We start from the raw sequence: 16,750 nt of genomic DNA, 5'->3' as shown, positions 1-16,750 counted from the left end.
TATCTTGCGATGCTCGCGCCTGTAAAGCCCGAAGGGCCAGGTTTGCGCGGGGCATTTCAGCGGCGTTTGCCCAGGAAGACCGAGCGGGTCGCGTCCTCGGCGTCCTCATTGCACACGAACACGAGCTCGTCGCCCGCCTCGAGGGTGTCGTCGGGACTCGGCGCGATGACTCGGCGGCCGCGCAGGATCGCCACGAGCGCCACGTCGTGCGGCAGCGGCACGTCCGCGACGCGGCTGCCCACGTGCGGCGCCTCGAGCGGCAGCGTGATCTCGACGAGGTTCGCCTGCGACTGGCGGAAGGTCAAGAGCCGCACCAGGTCGCCGACGCTCACGGCCTCTTCGACGAGCGCGGCGAGCAGCCGCGGCTTGGACACCGAGACGTCGACGCCCCACTCCTCGTTGAACAGCCACTCGTTCTCGGCCCGGTTCACGCGCGCGACCACGCGGGGCACCGCGAACTCGGTCTTCGACAGCAGGCTCACCACGAGGTTCACCTTGTCGTCCCCGGTGGCGGCCACGGCCACGTCGCAGCCTTCGAGGTGCGCCTGGCGCAGGTTCTCCAGCTCGCACGCGTCCGCGAGCAGCCACTCGGCCTCCGGGACCCGCTCGGGCCGCATCGAGTCGGGGTCGCGCTCGATGAGCAGCACCTGGTGGCCGTTGCCGACCAGCTCCGCGGCGATCGACCGGCCGACGTTCCCGGCCCCGGCGATGGCGACCCTCATGCGGCACCTCCCTGCGGGGCGGCGCCCGCGATCTCGCGGATGCGGGCCTCGTCCCCGTCGGCGACGAGCATGTACACCTGGTCGCCGTCCTGCAGCACCGTCGAGGGGGTCGGCAGGGTCGCGCGCCCGAACCGGGTCACGTACGCCACCCGGTGCCCGGTCGCCTGCTCCAGCAGCGCCAGCGCGTTGCCGTACCAGGCCTCGTCGCACAGGATCTCGACCATCGACAGGGTCGCGGTGGGGTCGCGCCACAGCGGCTCCTGGTCCTCGGGGAGCAGGTGGCGCAGCAGCCGGTCGGCCGTCCACCGCACCGTGGCCACGGTCGGGATGCCAAGGCGCTCATAGACGCTCGCGCGCTGGGGGTCGTAGATGCGGGCGATGACCTTGGGGACGCCGTAGTTCTCGCGGGCGACCCGCGCGGCGATGATGTTCGAGTTGTCGCCCGAGGAGACCGAGACGAACGCGTCGGCCCGGTTGATGCCGGCCTTCGCCAGGACCTCGCGGTCGAAGCCGACGCCGCGCACCGTGGTCTCGTCGAAGTCGGGTCCCAAGCGGCGGAACGCCTTCGGGTTCTGGTCGATGATCCCGATGGTGTGCCCGCGCTCCACCAGGCTCCGCGCCAGGGACGAACCCACGCGGCCGCAGCCCATGATCACCACATGCACCCGGCTCACCCCTCGTTCAAACGCTGATCCCGTGACGATACCGCGCCGCCCGGGCGCCCGGGCCGGACGCATCGACTCCGGTGAACACTCAGAAAAAACCGCCCAAGGGAGTATGCAAACGACAGTCCAAAAGCGTCTAGCAATCGGAACGTCACACAACCCGAGGAGCCCCGATGCTCGAGCACTCCCGTCCCTCCCTCTCCCGCCGCGCCCTCATCGGCGGCATCGCCGCGGGCGCCGTGGCCGCCGCCGCGGTCGCCGCTCCGGCCGCCGCCGAGAAGTCCGAGTCCTGCAAGCCCGCGAAGCTCGTCCCCGGCGATCTCGTCGTCGTCCCCGCCCCGGGCGGCCCGACGACGGCGACGGCCGTCGGCAGGGGCATCGCCCTCCTCGAGAGCTGGGGGCTGCGGGTCGAGCTGACCGAGCACGCGCTCGACACGTTCGGCTACCTCTCCGCGCCCGACGCCGACCGCCTCGCCGACCTGCAGTACGCGCTCGACCACCCGGAGGCGAAGGCGCTCATGACCGCCCGCGGCGGCTACGGCACCACCCGCATCATCGACGAAGTGGACTTCTCGGGCCTCGAGGACCACCCGAAGCTCATCGTCGGCTACTCCGACATCACCGCGCTGCACCTGGCCGCCAACCACCACACCGGCCTCGCGAGCCTGCACTCGCCGATGATGGCCTGGTCGTCCAACAACACCGCCGCGACCGCCGAGTCGCTGCGCAGCGCGCTCATGTCGACCGACCCGGTCGTCCTCACCCGCGACCCGGCCGAGCCCACCGCGGCCGTCGAGGTCCCCGGGACCGCGAGCGGCCTCCTCTACGGCGGCAACCTCTCCCTGCTCGATGCCGAACCCGACGACAACCACCTGCCGGACTTCGACGGCGCGATCCTCTTCATCGAGGACACCGACGAATACCGCTACCGCATCGACGGGATGCTCACGCGCTTCACGCGCGCCGGGCACTTCGACGGCCTCGCCGGGATCGCCGTCGGCCAGTTCACCCCGAACGAGCACGACGAGTACAAGCCCGGCGAGTGGACGATGAACGAGGTCTTGACGGACCGCCTCGGCGGCCTCGGCATCCCCGTCCTCGGCGGCCTCAAGGTCGGCCACGGCCTCGACCCGCGCGTCATGCCGCTGGGCACCGAAGCCGTGCTCGACACCGACGCCGGCACGCTGACGATCGAAGCGGCCGTAGGCGAATAGCGGCCCCGCGCCGAGACCCGCCCGCCGCGGGTCCCGGTCCGCGCCGTCGGCGGTCCTCCGCACCGCGAGCGCGCCCGCCAGGGCCGCATGTGCGATCGACGCTCATGCGGCCCGCGCCGGGCCGGTAGTGTCAGCACCTGTGACCCGGTCCTTGTCCGTCTTCAAGCGGCTGCTCGTGGGCGAGCCGTTCGCCTCCGGGCAGCAGCCGCCCTCCCTCGCGCTGTCCAAGCGGTACGCGATCCCCCTGCTCGCGGTCAACCCCATCTCCTCGCTCGCGTACGCCCCCGAGCAGGTCTTCCTCGTCCTCGGCACCGCCGGGACGGCCGCTTACGCGTACTCGGTGTGGACCGGCCTGGCCGTCGCCGCCGTCATGGTCACCGTCATCGCCTCCTACCGGTACACCGTGCAGGCCTACCCGGGCGGCGGCGGGGACTACCGGGTCGTCGCCGCGAACTTCGGTCCCGGCGCGGGCCGCCTCACCGCCGCCGCGCTGGTCCTCGACTACATCCTCACCGTCGCCGTCTCGGTCTCCGCCGCCGTCGCCGCGCTCAACGTGGTCCTGCCCGGACTGGATCCCTGGCGCGAATGGGTCGCGGCCGCCGCGATCGTGGCCCTGGCGGCCGTCAATCTGCGCGGCCTGCGCGTCTCGGGACGCTTCGCCGCCGGCGTCACGGTCGCGTTCGTCGCCGGGGTGGCGGCGCTCCTCATCGTCGGCTTCGTGCGCATCGGCGCGGGCGACGACCTCACCGCCGCTTCCGCCGAGACCGCCACCGCCGAGGACCGCGAATGGACCTCCGCGGCCCTGTTCATCCTGTGCGCCAGGGCTTTGGCGGCCGGATCGGTGGCCGTCACCGGCATCGAGACGTTCACGACGCGGGTCCGCTTCTTCCGGCCCCCGCGCGGGCGCAACGCCGCGGCCGCGATCACCTCGGTCGGCGGCGCGACCGTCGCGCTCTTCGTGGGCCTCGTGGTCCTCGCCTACCTCTTCGGCGCCCGGTCCGACACCGGGTCCGGCCCGGCCGGGTACCTCCAGCACCCGCTGCTCGCCCAGCTCGCCGACACCGCCTTCGACGCCTCGCCCGCGGCCGTCACCCCGATCATGCTCGCCACCGCCGGGGTCCTCATCCTCGCCGCGAACACCGCGTTCGTCGGGTTCCCGCAGCTCGCCTCGGTCTTCGCGGAGGACTCGCTGCTGCCGCGCCAGCTCCACAAGCGCGGCGACCGCCTCGTCTACTCCAACGGCATCCTCATCCTCGCCGTCGCGGCCGCGCTCCTGGTGATCCTCTTCGGCGGCCGCACCTTCGAGCTCATGGGCCTGTACATCGTCGGCGTCTTCCTCTCGATGGTCCTCGCCAACGCCGCCATGGTCCGGCACTGGCGGCGCGTCCTCGGCGTCGAACGCGACGCCGCCCGCCGGTCCCGCGCGAGCCGCGCCCTCGCCACCGCGATGCTCGCCGCCGTCGCGTGCGCCGTCGTGCTCGTCGTCGTGGCCCTCACCGACTACCGGCGCGGCGGCTGGATCGCCGTGCTCATCATCGGCGGCTGCTACCTGCTCATGCGCTTCATCGCGCAGCATTACACGGCGGTGCGCGACGAGATAGAGCTGCCGCCGGGCAAACCGCGCCTGCCCGCCCGCAACCACGCGATCGTGCTCGTCTCCAGCGTCAACCTGCCGCTCATGCGGATGCTCTCCTACGCCAAGGCGACCCGGCCCGACACCATCACCGGCCTCTCGGTGAACGTCGACGCCGCCGCGTCCCGCCACCTCCTCGCCGAATGGGAGCGGCGCGCCATCAAGGTGCCGCTCACCGTCGTGGACTCCCCGTACCGCGAGATCACCGGCCCGATCGTCGACTACGTCAAAGCCCTGCGCCGCGACGCGCCCCGCGACGTCGTCACCGTCTACCTGCCCGAATACGTGGTCGGCCAGGGCCCGCAGCCCGGGCGCCTCGCCCGCGGCTACTTCAACTGGTCCACGACCCTGCTCCACAACCAGACCACCAAGGCGATCCGCCGCCAGCTCAAGTACGAGCCGGGCGTCATGATCTGCATCGTGCCCTGGATCCTCGGCGAGAGCACCGAACCGCCGCCCCTCAGACGCGTCCGCCGATGAGCACTGTCGCAGACGGCGAGGCGCCCGTCACCTGTACCCTGACGTGCGGCCCGCCGAGCCCGGCGCCGCAGAGCAACCCGTGAGGATGAGGACGATGATCGTCACCGTAGAAGACGTCGCCGCCGGAGGCCACTGCGTCGCCAGAGTCGACGGCGAGGTGTACTTCGTCCGCCACGCCCTCCCCGGCGAGACCGTCCGCATCGAGGTGGGCGAGCGCAAGAAGCGGTTCGCGTTCGCCGACGCCGTCGAGATCATCGAGGCCTCGCCCGACCGCGTCGAACCCCCCTGCCCCTACGCCGGCCCCGGCAAGTGCGGCGGTTGCGACTTCCAGCACGCCGCCCCCGCCGCCCAGCGCCGCCTCAAGGCCCGCGTCCTCACCGACCAGCTCACCCGCATCGGCGGCGTCGACCCCGCCAAGCTCGAAGGCGTCGAAGTCGAGGAACTGCCCTGGGAAGAGGGCGCGCTCGGCTGGCGCACCCGCATGCAGTACGCCGTCGACGACGCCGGCCGCCCCGGCCTGCGCCGCCACAAGTCCCACGACCTCATCCACATCGACAGGTGCGCCATCGCCACCGAGCGCATCCGCGAATCCGACCTCCTCGCCAAGCGCTGGGAGGGCATGGGCGCCGTCGGCGTCGTCGACTCGAACGACGACGAGCTCGCCGTCTACACCCAGCTGCGCCGCACCGCCCGCCCGCACCACAAGAGCGGCCCCAAACTCGTGCACCAGAACGTCGGCGAGCACGAATTCGAGCTCGGCTTCGACGGCTTCTGGCAGGTCCACCCGGCCGCCGCGCCCACCTTCCTCGCCTGCGCCCTCGACTTCCTCGACCCGCAGGAGGGCGAGGCCGCCTGGGACCTGTACGCCGGGGCCGGGCTCTTCGCCGCCGGACTCGCCGCCGCCGTCGGCGACACCGGACGGGTCATGGCCATCGAGAACGCGCCGTCCTCGCGCACCGCCGCGAACCTCGCGCCGTACAAGAACGCCGGCGCGCTCGAGAGCGACGTCGCCTCGATCATCCCCGACCTCGGCTCGATCGACCTCGTCGTGCTCGACCCGCCGCGCAGCGGCGCCGGACCCGAAGTGGTCGTGGCCCTGGGCGAAGCGCGGCCGCGCGCGATCTGCTACGTCGCGTGCGACGCGGGCGCGCTCGCCCGCGACGCCAAGGACCTCGCCATCGAGGGCTACGAGCTCACCCGCATCCGCGCCTTCGACGCGTTCCCGATGACCCAGCACTTCGAGACGATCGCGCTGTTCGAACCCGTCTACCGCTGACCGGGGGCCGGGTCATCGCGGGCGTTGCGATAACTTGATCACCGCACCCCGACCTTCTCCTCGGAGCCGATCGATGACCAACCCTCCCTACGCGACCGGGCCTGAGCCGCAGCCGCAGAACGCGCCCGGCGCACCGTCCTTCCAGTACCGGCCGCACGACCCGTACGGGACGTTCGCGGCCGGGCAGCCGACCGGACCGGTGCTCCCGCCCGCGCCCACGTTCTGGCAGCGCTGGGGGATCCTGCCCTTGGAGGGCCGCCCCAAGCAGGTCACCTGGATGCTCCAGCTGCTGTGGGTCTACTTCGCCGCCGCCGTGCTGCTCACTGTGGTGTCCCTGGCGTTCTCGGCCCTGCTCGCGTCGTTCCTCGACTCCGCGGCCGGGATCGTGCTCACCCTCGTCTTCAGCGTGATCGTCCTCGCGGCCGTCATCGTCCTCATCTGGGCCATCGCACGGGAGCGCTTGGGCCGCTTCGGGTTCCAGGACCCCCGCGCCGTGTTCTACATCGGATTGGGCCTCCTCGGCCTCAACGCGGTGTGCGGCTTCATCGGCGTGGTCAAGGTGCCCTTCGCCATCGTCCAGCTCCTCGCCGTCCTGTGCGTGCTCGGCCTGGTCTTCAGCAAGCCCGTCGCCGCCTGGCTCCGCCTGCCCGGCAACCAGTCCGCCAAGGACCAGGAACCGCAGGCCGGCCCCGACGACCACGTCTTCCCCGGCTACCAGCCGCCTCCTCCCCAGTGGAGGGACGCCGCGCCGCAGCCGGGCCTGGCCCCGCCGCCCGCGGCCGGCGGGTACCAGCCGCCGGCCCAGCCCGGCCCTCCGGCCGCGAACCCCGGCTGGCCCCAGCCGCCGCAGTAGTACCGAAGCGGCTCAGTCGCAGCCGCACCCGCAGCAGTCGCCGTCGCAAGGGCAGCAGTCGCAGCAGTCGCAGTCGCGGCAGCAGCCCTCGCGGCGCCGCCGCGACCACGGGCCCTCGTACTCCTCGCGGCAGCACATCTGGCACGTGCAGCACAGCACCGTGAACGCGCAGAGCCCGGCGAAGAAGTTCCGCGGCTCGGGCCGGTAGTAGCCGTGGTCGTAGCGGCTGCGGCGCTCGTAGCGGCGGTCCTTGCGGTAGTCGCGCCGCTCCCGATACCCGCGCCGCTCGGCGGTCGGGGGCCGGTGGGTCGAGCACGACGACCCGAACGTCTTCGAGAACGCGTGGCGCGCATACCGGTCCAGCAGCAGCTCCGTCAGCGTCGCGTCCACGATCCGCGCCGACTGCAAGGCCCGCTTCATGTCCGCGAGCGCCTCGCGCGCCAGCGAGCGCGCGTCCTCGATCCCGGAACCGGTGGCGGCCAGCGGGTTCCACGCCCCGCGCTCGGCGTCCTCCTCGAAGTCGTCGGCCGCGTCGAGCAGGTGCGCCAGGCGGCCGAACGCCGCCCCGGCGGTGCGGAACGCCTCGGTGTTCTCCGGCCGGCCGCCCAGGTGCGCCGCGTGCGCGAACAGCGCGGCCGTGGCCGCCTCGGTCGGCGCGGTCACGGCCGTGAGCGGCGTGCCGAGCCCCGCGTCGGCCTCGACGCCGCGCTGGCCTTCGATGGCGGCGAACAGCGGCGCGGTGTCCAGCCCGATCGAGCCGCCGATCGCCGTCGCCTTGGCGCGCAAGCGGTCCGCGGTCAGGCCCGCGATGCCGCGCGCGCCCGGCCGGGCGGCGAGTCCGTCGCCGTCCTCCACGTGGTCGCGGATCTTCGCGGACGCGAGGAGCAGTGAAGCGGTCGCGGCGAGGCGGGGGCCCTCGCCGGTGGCGACGCGCTGGCGGCGCATGCCGCGCAGGGCGCACGGCCCGGCGTTGCGGCTGTCCGCGTCGTCGCCCTGCTGGGCTTCGACGAGCACGGAGAGGGCGAGGGCGTCGTAGTTGGTGGTGAGCCGGGCGAAGTGGCCCGCGTCGTCGCGGAGTTCGAGGCAGAGGCCGCAGAAGTGGCCCATCCAGCGTGGTTTGAGTTCGTCGGGGGTGCGGGAGGGGCAGGGCGCGAGCATGCCGAACAAGTGGTCTCCTAGCGCTCGGCGGCGGGCCGGGGGATGAGCGCGGGCCGCCGCTGGGTGCGAATCGGTATGCGCGATGGTATCGGTGCGGCGCAATGCGGTGGGTACGCCGTCCAGGCCCGGGCGGTGCGGCGGTGCGGCGTGACGCGACCGCCGAGGACGGGTCGGCGGTCGCGTGCGGGAGGCATCAAGGCTGTCGGGCGCTCGGCGAGGGGGGCGGCCCGCAAAGCGCACTGACATATTAGCAGTTTCGCATGGATACGGTGGGTGTTTCGGCCGCTCACGCGGGCGCGGAACCGGTCGGATGCGGCCTGTTTTGCCTGGTCAGACCGAGAGGACGGCGGGGGGCCGGTGCCGCCCCCCGCCGTCCCCGCCTAGGCGACCCGCTTCAGGTTCCAGCGCTGCTGGACCCCGCCGGTGTCGGTCCACTGGATGCCGAGGCCGCCGTTCGCCTCGCCGTTGCCGTTGTCGAGGGCCTTGCCCGAGTGCTGGCACACGAGCTTGACGGCCCCGCCGCCCACGTCGGTGATCCGCCACCGCTGCGGCGCGCCCCCGTTGTCGCTCCACTGCACGACCTTGCCGCCGTCCGCGGTCAGCGAGAAGTTGTCGAGCGCCTTGCCGGAGTGGAGGTTCACCAGCTTGTGGTAGCCGCCGCCGACGTCGGTGATCCGCCACCGCTGCCAGTTCCCGCCGTTGTCCGCCCACTGCATCACCTGGGCGCCCTCGGTGGTGACCGAGCCGTTGTCGAGGCACTTCCCGGAGCGCTCGGCCATGAGCGTGTACACGCCGCCGGAGGCGACCGCCGGGGTCGGCCGGGTGTGGGCGAGCGTGCCGAACCCGAGGGTGTCGAACCCGCCCGAGGTGGTGCCGTAGTCCCCGCCGCCGCCTTCGGCGCGCACCAGGGCCGCCATGCGCGCGACGTTCGGCATCCGCAGCCCGCGCCTGACGCTGTAGTGGTTGTAGACCATCTCCCACACCGGCCGCAGCTGGCCGCGCCCGCCCGAGCCCATCACCGTCTGCTCGCTGTACGCGCAGTTCTGGCCGGTGCCCCAGGTGTACTTGGTGAACGGAAGGTCGTCGTGGCCGAGGTTGTAGCGCGCCACGTACTCGGCGGCCTTGGCGAACGCGAGGTCGCGGGCCGAGTAGAGGTCGATGCCCTGGTTCCAGGCCATCTCCATGAAGCTCGACATGAGCCCGATGCCCATGATCGAGTGCCCCTGGTCGCGCCCGGACTCCTGCCACTGCGCGAGGAACCCGCTGTGCACGAACGGGATCGCGTTGTAGATGGAGCCGTTGCCCTCGCCGTTCCAGAAGTAGTCCACGGCCCGGTCGACGAGCGCGCCGTCGTCGCAGACGATGCCGATCGACAGGATGCTGCACATGTTGCACAGGTCCCAGTTCGCCCAGTAGTTGGTGATGCAGGCGTCGTTGTGGTTGGTGAGGAAGTGCTCGTTCATGGGCAGGAAGATGCTCGTCATCATGTCCTGGAACGCGCCCAGGTCGAATCCGGGCGCGTCGCGCACGAGGTCGGCGGCGCAGCAGAACTGGTACCCGTAGATCCCGGCCGCGAGGAACCGGTCGGCGTTGCCGGTGACGACCTCCAATGTGGAGGACCAGGCGTTGAGGATCTGGACGGCCTTGTCGCGGTAGGCCGTGTTGCCGGAGACGCGCCAGCGCAGCGCGTTCTGGTACGCGGCGTGGATGTCGTTGTAGAGCTGCGGGTAGTTCTGGCCGTCGCCGCCGCGGATGATGGTGGCGGTGGGCCGGGCGGTCCACGTGGACTGGGCGTGGCCGTTGGCGATGAGCCTCTCCCAGCCGCTGCGCCACGGCTCCTGGTTGGTGCTGACCCGCGCGTACATGCGGTCGATGTCGGCCTGGGTGTGCAGCATCCCGGGATGCACGGCCTGGACGCCGACGTCGGTCTGGGCCCGCGCGACCGCGGCGGTGCCGAAGGCGGCGAGGCCGCCCGCGGCCGCCGCGCCCTGGAAGAGGCGCCGGCGGGGGAGTGAAGGGCCGGTCGGGGCCGGGTTGTCAACGGATGTGGACGACATGGTGCTCCAATGCGCCATGCGGTGCGCGATGCCGGGGAATGCCACCGCTGCCTGCGGCAACCGGGCCGGGGAACCGGGTGCCGTATGTCATATTAAACGAAACATAAATGTATTTCAATATGAACGGACAATGTCGGTGCGCAGCCGGAATCCGGGCTCAGCACTTCGGGCCCGGCCGGCGAGCCACGCCTGTCGCTCGCCGGCCGGCCCGGGCCGCCGCCTGTGGGGACGGCGACCCGCACGCACGGGGGTAGAGCGGCGCTGGAGGTCGGCGAGTCCTCGATCCTGCCGCGGGGCACGGCCCCGGCGCCACTCCCGCCCTGCGCGGTCCGCGGGGCCGCCTAGGCGACCAGCGCCGAGAACTCGTTCTTCCCCAGCCAGGCCGTCACGCCCGCCTGCACGTCGCCGCCGTGCTCCGAGAACACCGTGTTCTCCAGGTCCGCGAGCTGCTCGTCGCTCATCGCGAACGTGCCCAGCGCCTCCGCCACGTCCTTGAACTCCTCGCTGAACCCCGAGCGCGCCAGCGTGTTGATCGTCTCGGCCTCGCCCAGCGTCATCTCAGGGTCCGCCAGGTTCTTCACGTCGTACTTCGCATACGCCCAGTGCGGCTGCCACAGCGTCACCACGATCGGCTCCTCGGCCGCGATCGCGCTGTCGAGCTCGGTGAGCATCGCCGTCGTCGACGAGGTCTCCAGCGTCAGGTCGGTGATGCCGTACGTCGGGATGGTGCTGTTCTGCACCGCCTCGGTCAGGCCCGCGCTGGCCTCGATGCCGACGATCCGACCGCCGAACAGGTCCGCGTTCGCGTTGAGGTCGGCCAGCGACTCGACGTCTACATAGGCCGGTACGGCGACGGTGAGCGCGGCGTTCTCGTTCCAGGCGCCCAGCTGCTCGAGCCGGTCCCCGTAGGTTGCCATGTAGGTCTGGTGCGTGATCGGCAGCCAGCCGTCGAGGAACACGTCGAGGTCGCCCGAGGACAGGCCTTCGAACAACGGGCCGACCTCGGTGAACTCCTGGGCGGTGACGGTGTACCCCGAGGCCGTGAGCGCCTGGCGCCACAGCTCGGTGGCGACGACCGCCTCGTCCCAGTTGATGTAGCCGATCTTGATCTCGCCCTCGCCCTTCGCCAGGCCGAAGTCGACGCCTTCGGCCGCGGCGTCGCCGGGCTCCTCTTCCACCGAGCAGCCCGCGAGCACCAGCGGTGTCGCGACGCCGGTGGCCATGGCGCCCTTCATGATCGAACGTCGTTGCATGTTTCCTTCTCTCCGGCGCGGGGGCGTGCGCCTGGTGTGCGGGGTGTTCGGGGGACTAGCGGGCGAGCTTCGCGGCCCGCGCTACCGGCGTGCGCTCGGACAGGCCCTGCGTCACGCGGTCGAGCAGGATCGCCAGGAGCACCACGGCGAGTCCGGCGTTGAACCCGGCGGCGATGTCCAAGCGGCCCAGGGACCCGGAGATGACCGAGCCGAGGCCGCCGCCGCCCACCAGGCCCGCGATGACCACCATGGACAGTGCGAGCATGATGACCTGGTTGAGCCCGGCCATGATCGTGGGCAGCGCGAGCGGCAGCTTGATGCGCGCCAGGATGCGCGCGGGAGAGGCGCCGAAGGCCTGGCCGGCCTCGACGACCTCGGAGTCCACTTGGCGCAGACCGAGTTCGGTGAGGCGCACGCCCGGCGGCATGGCGAAGATGATCGTGGCGATGATCCCGGGGACCACGCCGACGCTGAACAGCATCACGACCGGGATGAGGTACACGAACGCCGGCAGCGTCTGCATGAAGTCGAGCACCGGCCGCGCGATGGCGGAGAACGCCCTGCTCTCGGCCGCGGCGACGCCCAGCGGGACCGCCAGGAGGATCGCGATCGCGGCCGAGACGAGGACCATCGAGAGCGTCTGCATCGTCTGCTCCCAGTACGGGGTCCACGCGACGACGAACATGCCCAGGCCGATGCCGACGCCGAGCTTCCAGCCCTTCGCGGCCCACGCGGCCGCGGCGAACAGCAGGACCATGACCCCCGAAGGGAGCCAGAGCAGTCCCTCGGCGAGGTGCACGTAGAGGAACTCGAGCCCGGCGTCGACGGCGTCGAACCCGGCGGCCCACGCGTCGCGCGCCCAGCGGATGAACGACTCCATCCAGTCGCCGAACGGCATGTCGGGCAGGGGCTTCCAGACGTAGGTCCAGAACCAGTTGCGGAGGTATTCGATCATGCGGGCTGGCGCTCCTCTGCCGGGTCGCCGGCGGGGTGCGACAGCGACTTGATGATGGACCGGGGGGTGACGACCCCCAGCGGGTCGGCGTTGTCGTCCACGACCAGCAAGGGGGCCTTGGAGTTCAGGACCGGCTGGTAGAGCTCGGTCATGGGAACGTCTGATTCGACCTGCGGGAACTTGCTGGTGTCGCGGCCCGCGCACGGCTCCATGACGGCCTCGGCGGTGAGCACGCGGGTGCGGTCGACGTCGGCGGTGAACTCGGCGACGTACTCGTCGGCCGGGCGCAGGAGGATGTCCTCGGCGGTGCCCAGCTGCTTCACCTGGCCGTCGCAGATGGCGATCCGGTCGCCGATCCGCATGGCCTCGTTGAGGTCGTGGGTGATGAAGACGATGGTCTTGCCGAGCTTCGACTGCAGGTCGAGCAGCTGGTCCTGCATCTCCTGGCGGATGAGCGGGTCGAGGGCGCTGAAGGCCTCGTCCATGAGCAGGATCTCGGTGTCGGCCGCGAGCGCGCGGGCGAGGCCGACGCGCTGCTTCATGCCGCCGGAGAGCTGGGCGGGGAGCTTGTCCTCGTGGCCGGTGAGGCCCACGAGCTCGACGGCCTCCCTTGCGCGCTCCAGTCGCTCGGTCTTGCTGAGGCCCTTGATCTCCAGGCCGAACGCGACGTTCTCGACGACGCTGCGGTGGGGCAGGAGCGCGAAGTGCTGGAAGACCATGCTGATCTTCTCGCGGCGCAGGCGGCGCAGCTCCCGGTTGGAGAGCGAGCCGAGCTCGACGCCGCCGATGCGGATCGTGCCGGACGTGGGCTTGATGAGGCCGTTGAGCATCCGGATGAGCGTCGACTTGCCGGAGCCGGAGAGGCCCATGACGACGAAGATCTCGCCGGGCTCGATCGACCAGTTGTGGTCGATCACCGCGGCCGTCACGTGCTTGGCCAACTGGTCGCGCGGGGTGCCGTTCTTCAGCTGGGCGACGGCGCTTCGGGCGCCTTTGCCGAAGACCTTGTACAGGGAATCGACTGCTATCGCTGACATCTCGTCCTTTCGCAGCAGGGGGTTCCGGGTGGGGCGGGGGAACCGGTGAAACACTAGTCAACGCCTGTGTTTTTTCAACCCGAGCAATGCGTGAGAAGATCGACACGAGACGTACGAGCACAGCGTTTACACAGCTCATCGCCTCGAAACAGTATGTCTAATGAAGGCTGGTTTGATTGTCGACAATACGACGTTCTGAAGAATTGACACCGTGAGGTGACCAAGCTGAGGCCTAATCGTGACCGTTCGACGAAGCGAGCGGGGGCCGTGTCAGAGCCGCGCGGCCCTCGCCCGCGCCGTCATGACCGCCAGGTCCGTCTCGCTCAGCCCCAGCGCCCGCGCCTTGTCGTACTCGCCCGCGATGTCCGTGCCCATCCGCATCGGCGAGTCGGTGCCCAGCACGACCGCCATGCCCGCCTCCAGGAACCGGGGGAGCGGGTGGTCCTCGAGTTTCGCGACCATGCCCAGGACCACCGCCGAGGTCAGGCACACCTCAACGGTCACACCGCGTTCGGCCAGCAGCCGCATGATCCCCGGGTCGCTCGCCGCGCCCACGGCGTGCCCGATCCGGCCGATCTGCTCGATCTCGGCGAGCTGCGCCAGGTTCGAGGCGTTGAACGCCCCCGCCGGGACCGTCACGCCCAGACCGGCCGCGCCCGCCGCCTCGGCCACGATCCGGCCGCGCGTCCAGTCCGCTTCGGCCGCATAGGGAACGTAGATGATCTCGATGCCCGCCAGGCCTGCCGCGGCCGCGTCCGCGAACGCGTCGCACAGCTCCCGCAGCATCGGGTCCCACAGGTTCATGCTCAGCACCGCGCCGGCCTCGAACCCCGGGTGCGCCGCGGCGACCCGCTCGCAGGCCGCCGTGAACCGCTCCATGAACTGCGGGTAGACCACCGACTCCTGCGGCAGCCGCAGCTCGGTGTAGGCCGCGCCGCCGCGCGCGGCCGCGATCAGGGCGTCCTCCAGGATGCCCTCGTAGACGTCCGGGTCGACCGCGTCGAGGTCGAATCGCGGCACGGCCGACATGCGCTGGAGCCGCGCCAGTCCGGGCGGGGCCGCGGACTGGACGCTCTGGCGCCGGTCGGCCCAGTCCACCGGGTTGGAGCTCAACACCTGGTCGAGGCGCGCGGGCCATTCCGTGTTCTGGTGCAGGTCGATGAGGTCCATGTTGGGATGATCACATTTCGATCACGGAGCGGCCCGGCTTTTCGCACGGCGTGTCCCTTTCGGGGAGTGACAGCTATCCGACAGAAACAGCCGCCGTCCCCCGTCCGGATGAAATCCCGACGGTTCCCACCGGGCCTCGGACGCCGTCGGCGGCGTCACCGCCGATCGAGCGAACCGTGACATCGTTTCGCGTGCCGTGCCGCACGGATCACGCCCGGCGCGGGCCCATGAGGCACATCCCAGCGCACTCGCGCAGCTACCGCCCGCACGGTGCCACCGATAGACTTCCCCCTTATGAACCCGCACGACGAACCCGAGATGGGCCCGCTGCTGTCAGGCATCGGCAGGCTGGCCGATTTCAAGTCGCTGGACGAGGACGAGCTCCCCCGGCTCGCCGAGGAGATCCGCGAATTCCTCGTCGGCGCCGTCGCCAGGACCGGCGGCCACATCGGCCCCAACCTCGGCGTCGTCGAGCTGACCATGGCCATCCACCGGGTCTTCGACTCCCCGCACGACCAGATAGTGTACGACACCGGGCACCAGTCGTACGTCCACAAGGCGCTGACCGGCCGCGCTTCCCAGTTCGGCGGCCTGCGCGGGCGCGGCGGTCTCACCGGCTACCCCAGCCAGGCCGAGTCCCCGCACGACCTCGTCGAGAACTCGCACGCCTCCACGGCCCTCTCCTACGCCGACGGCCTCGCGAAGGCACACGCGCTCAGCGGATCCGCCCGTCACGTCGTCGCCCTCGTGGGCGACGGGGCGCTCACCGGCGGCATGTGCTGGGAGGCCTTGAACAACATCGCGGCCCGCGACGACCTCAAGCTCGTCATCGTCGTCAACGACAACGGCCGCTCCTACGCGCCCACCGTCGGCGGCCTCGCCAAGCGCCTCTCCGGGCTGCGCCTCAACCCCGGCTACGAGCCCGCGCTCAAGAAGATCCAGGAGCTCGTCGAGCGCATCCCCGTCTTCGGCCGCGCCGCCTACCAGGGCCTGCACGCCGCCAAGACCGGGCTCAAGGACGCCCTCGCCCCGCAAGGCATGTTCTCCGACCTCGGCATCAAGTACGTCGGCCCCGTCGACGGCCACAACATCGCCGAGCTCAGCGAGGCCCTGGACCGCGCGAAGCGCTTCGGCGGCCCCGTGATCGTCCACGCCCTCACCGAGAAGGGCCACGGGTGGGCTCCCGCCCGCGCCGACGAGGCCGAGCAGATGCACGCCCCGTCGGCCGCGTTCGACCCCATCACCGGCGAACCGCTCATCGCCTCGAAGCGCCGCTGGACCGGCGTGTTCGCCGACGAGCTCGTGGCGCAGGCGAACCTGCGGCCCGAAGTCGTGGCGATCACCGCCGCGATGCCCGGCCCCACCGGGGTCGACAAGCTCATGAAGCGCCACCCGGAGCGGGTCTTCGACGTCGGCATCGCCGAGCAGCACGCGGTCACTTCGGCTGCGGGCCTGGCGATGAACGGCATGCACCCGGTCGTGGCGGTCTACTCCACGTTCATGAACCGCGCGTTCGACCAGACGGTTCTCGACGTCGCCATGCACAAGCTGCCGGTCACATTCGTGCTCGACCGCGCCGGGATCACCGGCCCGGACGGCCCGAGCCACTACGGCATCTGGGACACCTCGATCTTCCGGGTGGTGCCGGGCCTGCGCATCGCCGCGCCCCGCGACGCCGCGTCGCTGCGCGAGGAGCTGGCCGAGGCGCTCTCGGTCGACGACGGCCCGACGATGCTGCGCTTCCCGACCGGGGCCGTCCCGGAGGCCGACATCGAGGCGGTCGAGGTCCACGAAGGACTCGACGTGCTCGTCAAGCACGAGGACGACGAACTGCTCATCGTCGCCTGCGGCTCGTTCGCCGCGACGGCGGTCGCGGCCGCCGCCCTCCTTGCGGAGCAGGGCATCCGGGCCACGGTCGTCGACCCGCGCTGGATCTCGCCGGTCCCGGACGCGCTCGTGAAGCTCGTCGGCCAGTACCCGCTGGTCGCGACGCTCGAGGACGGCATCCGCACCGGCGGCTTCGGCGACGCGCTCGCGCAGTCCCTGCGCGACTCCGGCGACGAGACCCCGCTCGTGGACTTCGCCGTCGAACGCGGCTGGCACCCCCACGGCACCCGCGCCCAGCTCCTCGCCGACCTCGGCCTCACCCCTGACGCGATCGCCGAACGCCTCGCCGCCGAAGTCCACCGCCGCGGCGAAGCCGAAGGCCACCACCACTAAGACGCGAGAACGGCGCGGCGGTTCCGACCGGAACCGCCGCGCCGTTTCATTTACACC

The 16,750-nt window shown here is 71.3% G+C and carries 13 protein-coding genes; 5 read left to right on the top strand and 8 right to left on the bottom strand.

All coding sequences use genetic code 11. The features are described 5' to 3' along the window. Positions 1-56 precede the first annotated feature (56 nt). Positions 57-722, bottom strand: coding sequence for a potassium channel family protein (locus tag J5V16_RS06335; protein ID WP_208495244.1), 666 nt, complete (start codon positions 720-722; stop codon positions 57-59). Beyond that, positions 719-1,387, bottom strand: a complete 669-nt coding sequence (locus J5V16_RS06330) for a potassium channel family protein (protein ID WP_208495638.1) — start codon at positions 1,385-1,387, stop codon at positions 719-721. Before J5V16_RS06330 ends, J5V16_RS06335 begins: the two co-directional genes overlap by 4 nt. Before the next feature lie 173 nt (positions 1,388-1,560). On the opposite strand from J5V16_RS06330, the gene J5V16_RS06325 reads away from it, so the two are divergent. The 4 genes from J5V16_RS06325 to J5V16_RS06310 all read left to right on the top strand — a co-directional run bounded on the left by J5V16_RS06325 (position 1,561) and on the right by J5V16_RS06310 (position 6,843). Beyond that, complete coding sequence (locus J5V16_RS06325; protein WP_208495243.1) at positions 1,561-2,601, top strand: S66 peptidase family protein; 1,041 nt, start codon at positions 1,561-1,563, stop codon at positions 2,599-2,601. 139 nt (positions 2,602-2,740) lie between these two features. Continuing rightward, entirely contained in the window at positions 2,741-4,714 is a 1,974-nt protein-coding gene (locus tag J5V16_RS06320; RefSeq protein ID WP_208495242.1) for an APC family permease, read from the top strand. 94 nt (positions 4,715-4,808) lie between these two features. After that, on the top strand, positions 4,809-5,990 hold the full coding sequence (locus J5V16_RS06315) for a class I SAM-dependent RNA methyltransferase (RefSeq protein WP_208495241.1): 1,182 nt from the start codon (positions 4,809-4,811) through the stop codon (positions 5,988-5,990). A gap of 73 nt (positions 5,991-6,063) precedes the next feature. Then, complete coding sequence (locus J5V16_RS06310; protein WP_208495240.1) at positions 6,064-6,843, top strand: hypothetical protein; 780 nt, start codon at positions 6,064-6,066, stop codon at positions 6,841-6,843. A gap of 12 nt (positions 6,844-6,855) precedes the next feature. On the opposite strand, the gene J5V16_RS06305 is transcribed toward J5V16_RS06310, so the two are convergent. From J5V16_RS06305 to J5V16_RS06280, 6 genes are all read right to left on the bottom strand, one after another. Beyond that, a complete protein-coding gene (locus J5V16_RS06305; RefSeq protein ID WP_243900910.1) occupies positions 6,856-8,001 on the bottom strand; it encodes a DUF5685 family protein in 1,146 nt (381 codons plus the stop codon). 380 nt (positions 8,002-8,381) lie between these two features. Next, a complete protein-coding gene (locus tag J5V16_RS06300; protein ID WP_208495238.1) occupies positions 8,382-10,058 on the bottom strand; it encodes an RICIN domain-containing protein in 1,677 nt (558 codons plus the stop codon). 341 nt (positions 10,059-10,399) lie between these two features. Next, complete coding sequence (locus tag J5V16_RS06295; RefSeq protein WP_208495237.1) at positions 10,400-11,311, bottom strand: glycine betaine ABC transporter substrate-binding protein; 912 nt, start codon at positions 11,309-11,311, stop codon at positions 10,400-10,402. Positions 11,312-11,366: 55 nt separating this feature from the next. Next, positions 11,367-12,266: an ABC transporter permease gene (locus J5V16_RS06290; protein ID WP_208495236.1), complete on the bottom strand. Its 900-nt coding sequence runs from the start codon at positions 12,264-12,266 to the stop codon at positions 11,367-11,369. After that, positions 12,263-13,303 (bottom strand): quaternary amine ABC transporter ATP-binding protein, encoded by a 1,041-nt coding sequence (locus tag J5V16_RS06285; protein WP_208495235.1) that lies wholly within the window; start codon positions 13,301-13,303, stop codon positions 12,263-12,265. The genes J5V16_RS06290 and J5V16_RS06285 overlap by 4 nt, the downstream gene beginning before the upstream one ends. Before the next feature lie 270 nt (positions 13,304-13,573). After that, positions 13,574-14,473: an amidohydrolase family protein gene (locus tag J5V16_RS06280; protein WP_208495234.1), complete on the bottom strand. Its 900-nt coding sequence runs from the start codon at positions 14,471-14,473 to the stop codon at positions 13,574-13,576. A 294-nt stretch (positions 14,474-14,767) separates the two neighbouring features. On the opposite strand from J5V16_RS06280, the gene dxs reads away from it, so the two are divergent. Next, the gene (gene dxs / locus J5V16_RS06275) at positions 14,768-16,693 is read left to right on the top strand and encodes a 1-deoxy-D-xylulose-5-phosphate synthase (RefSeq protein ID WP_243900864.1); all 1,926 of its coding nucleotides are present in this window, start codon (positions 14,768-14,770) and stop codon (positions 16,691-16,693) included. The last annotated feature ends 57 nt before the right edge of the window (positions 16,694-16,750 follow it).

The sequence above is a fragment of the Glycomyces niveus genome (assembly GCF_017592475.1).
Classification (GTDB): domain Bacteria; phylum Actinomycetota; class Actinomycetes; order Mycobacteriales; family Micromonosporaceae; genus Glycomyces; species Glycomyces niveus.
The sequence above is the reverse complement of the archived record's forward strand: the minus strand, read 5'-3'. Positions and strand labels throughout refer to the sequence as shown.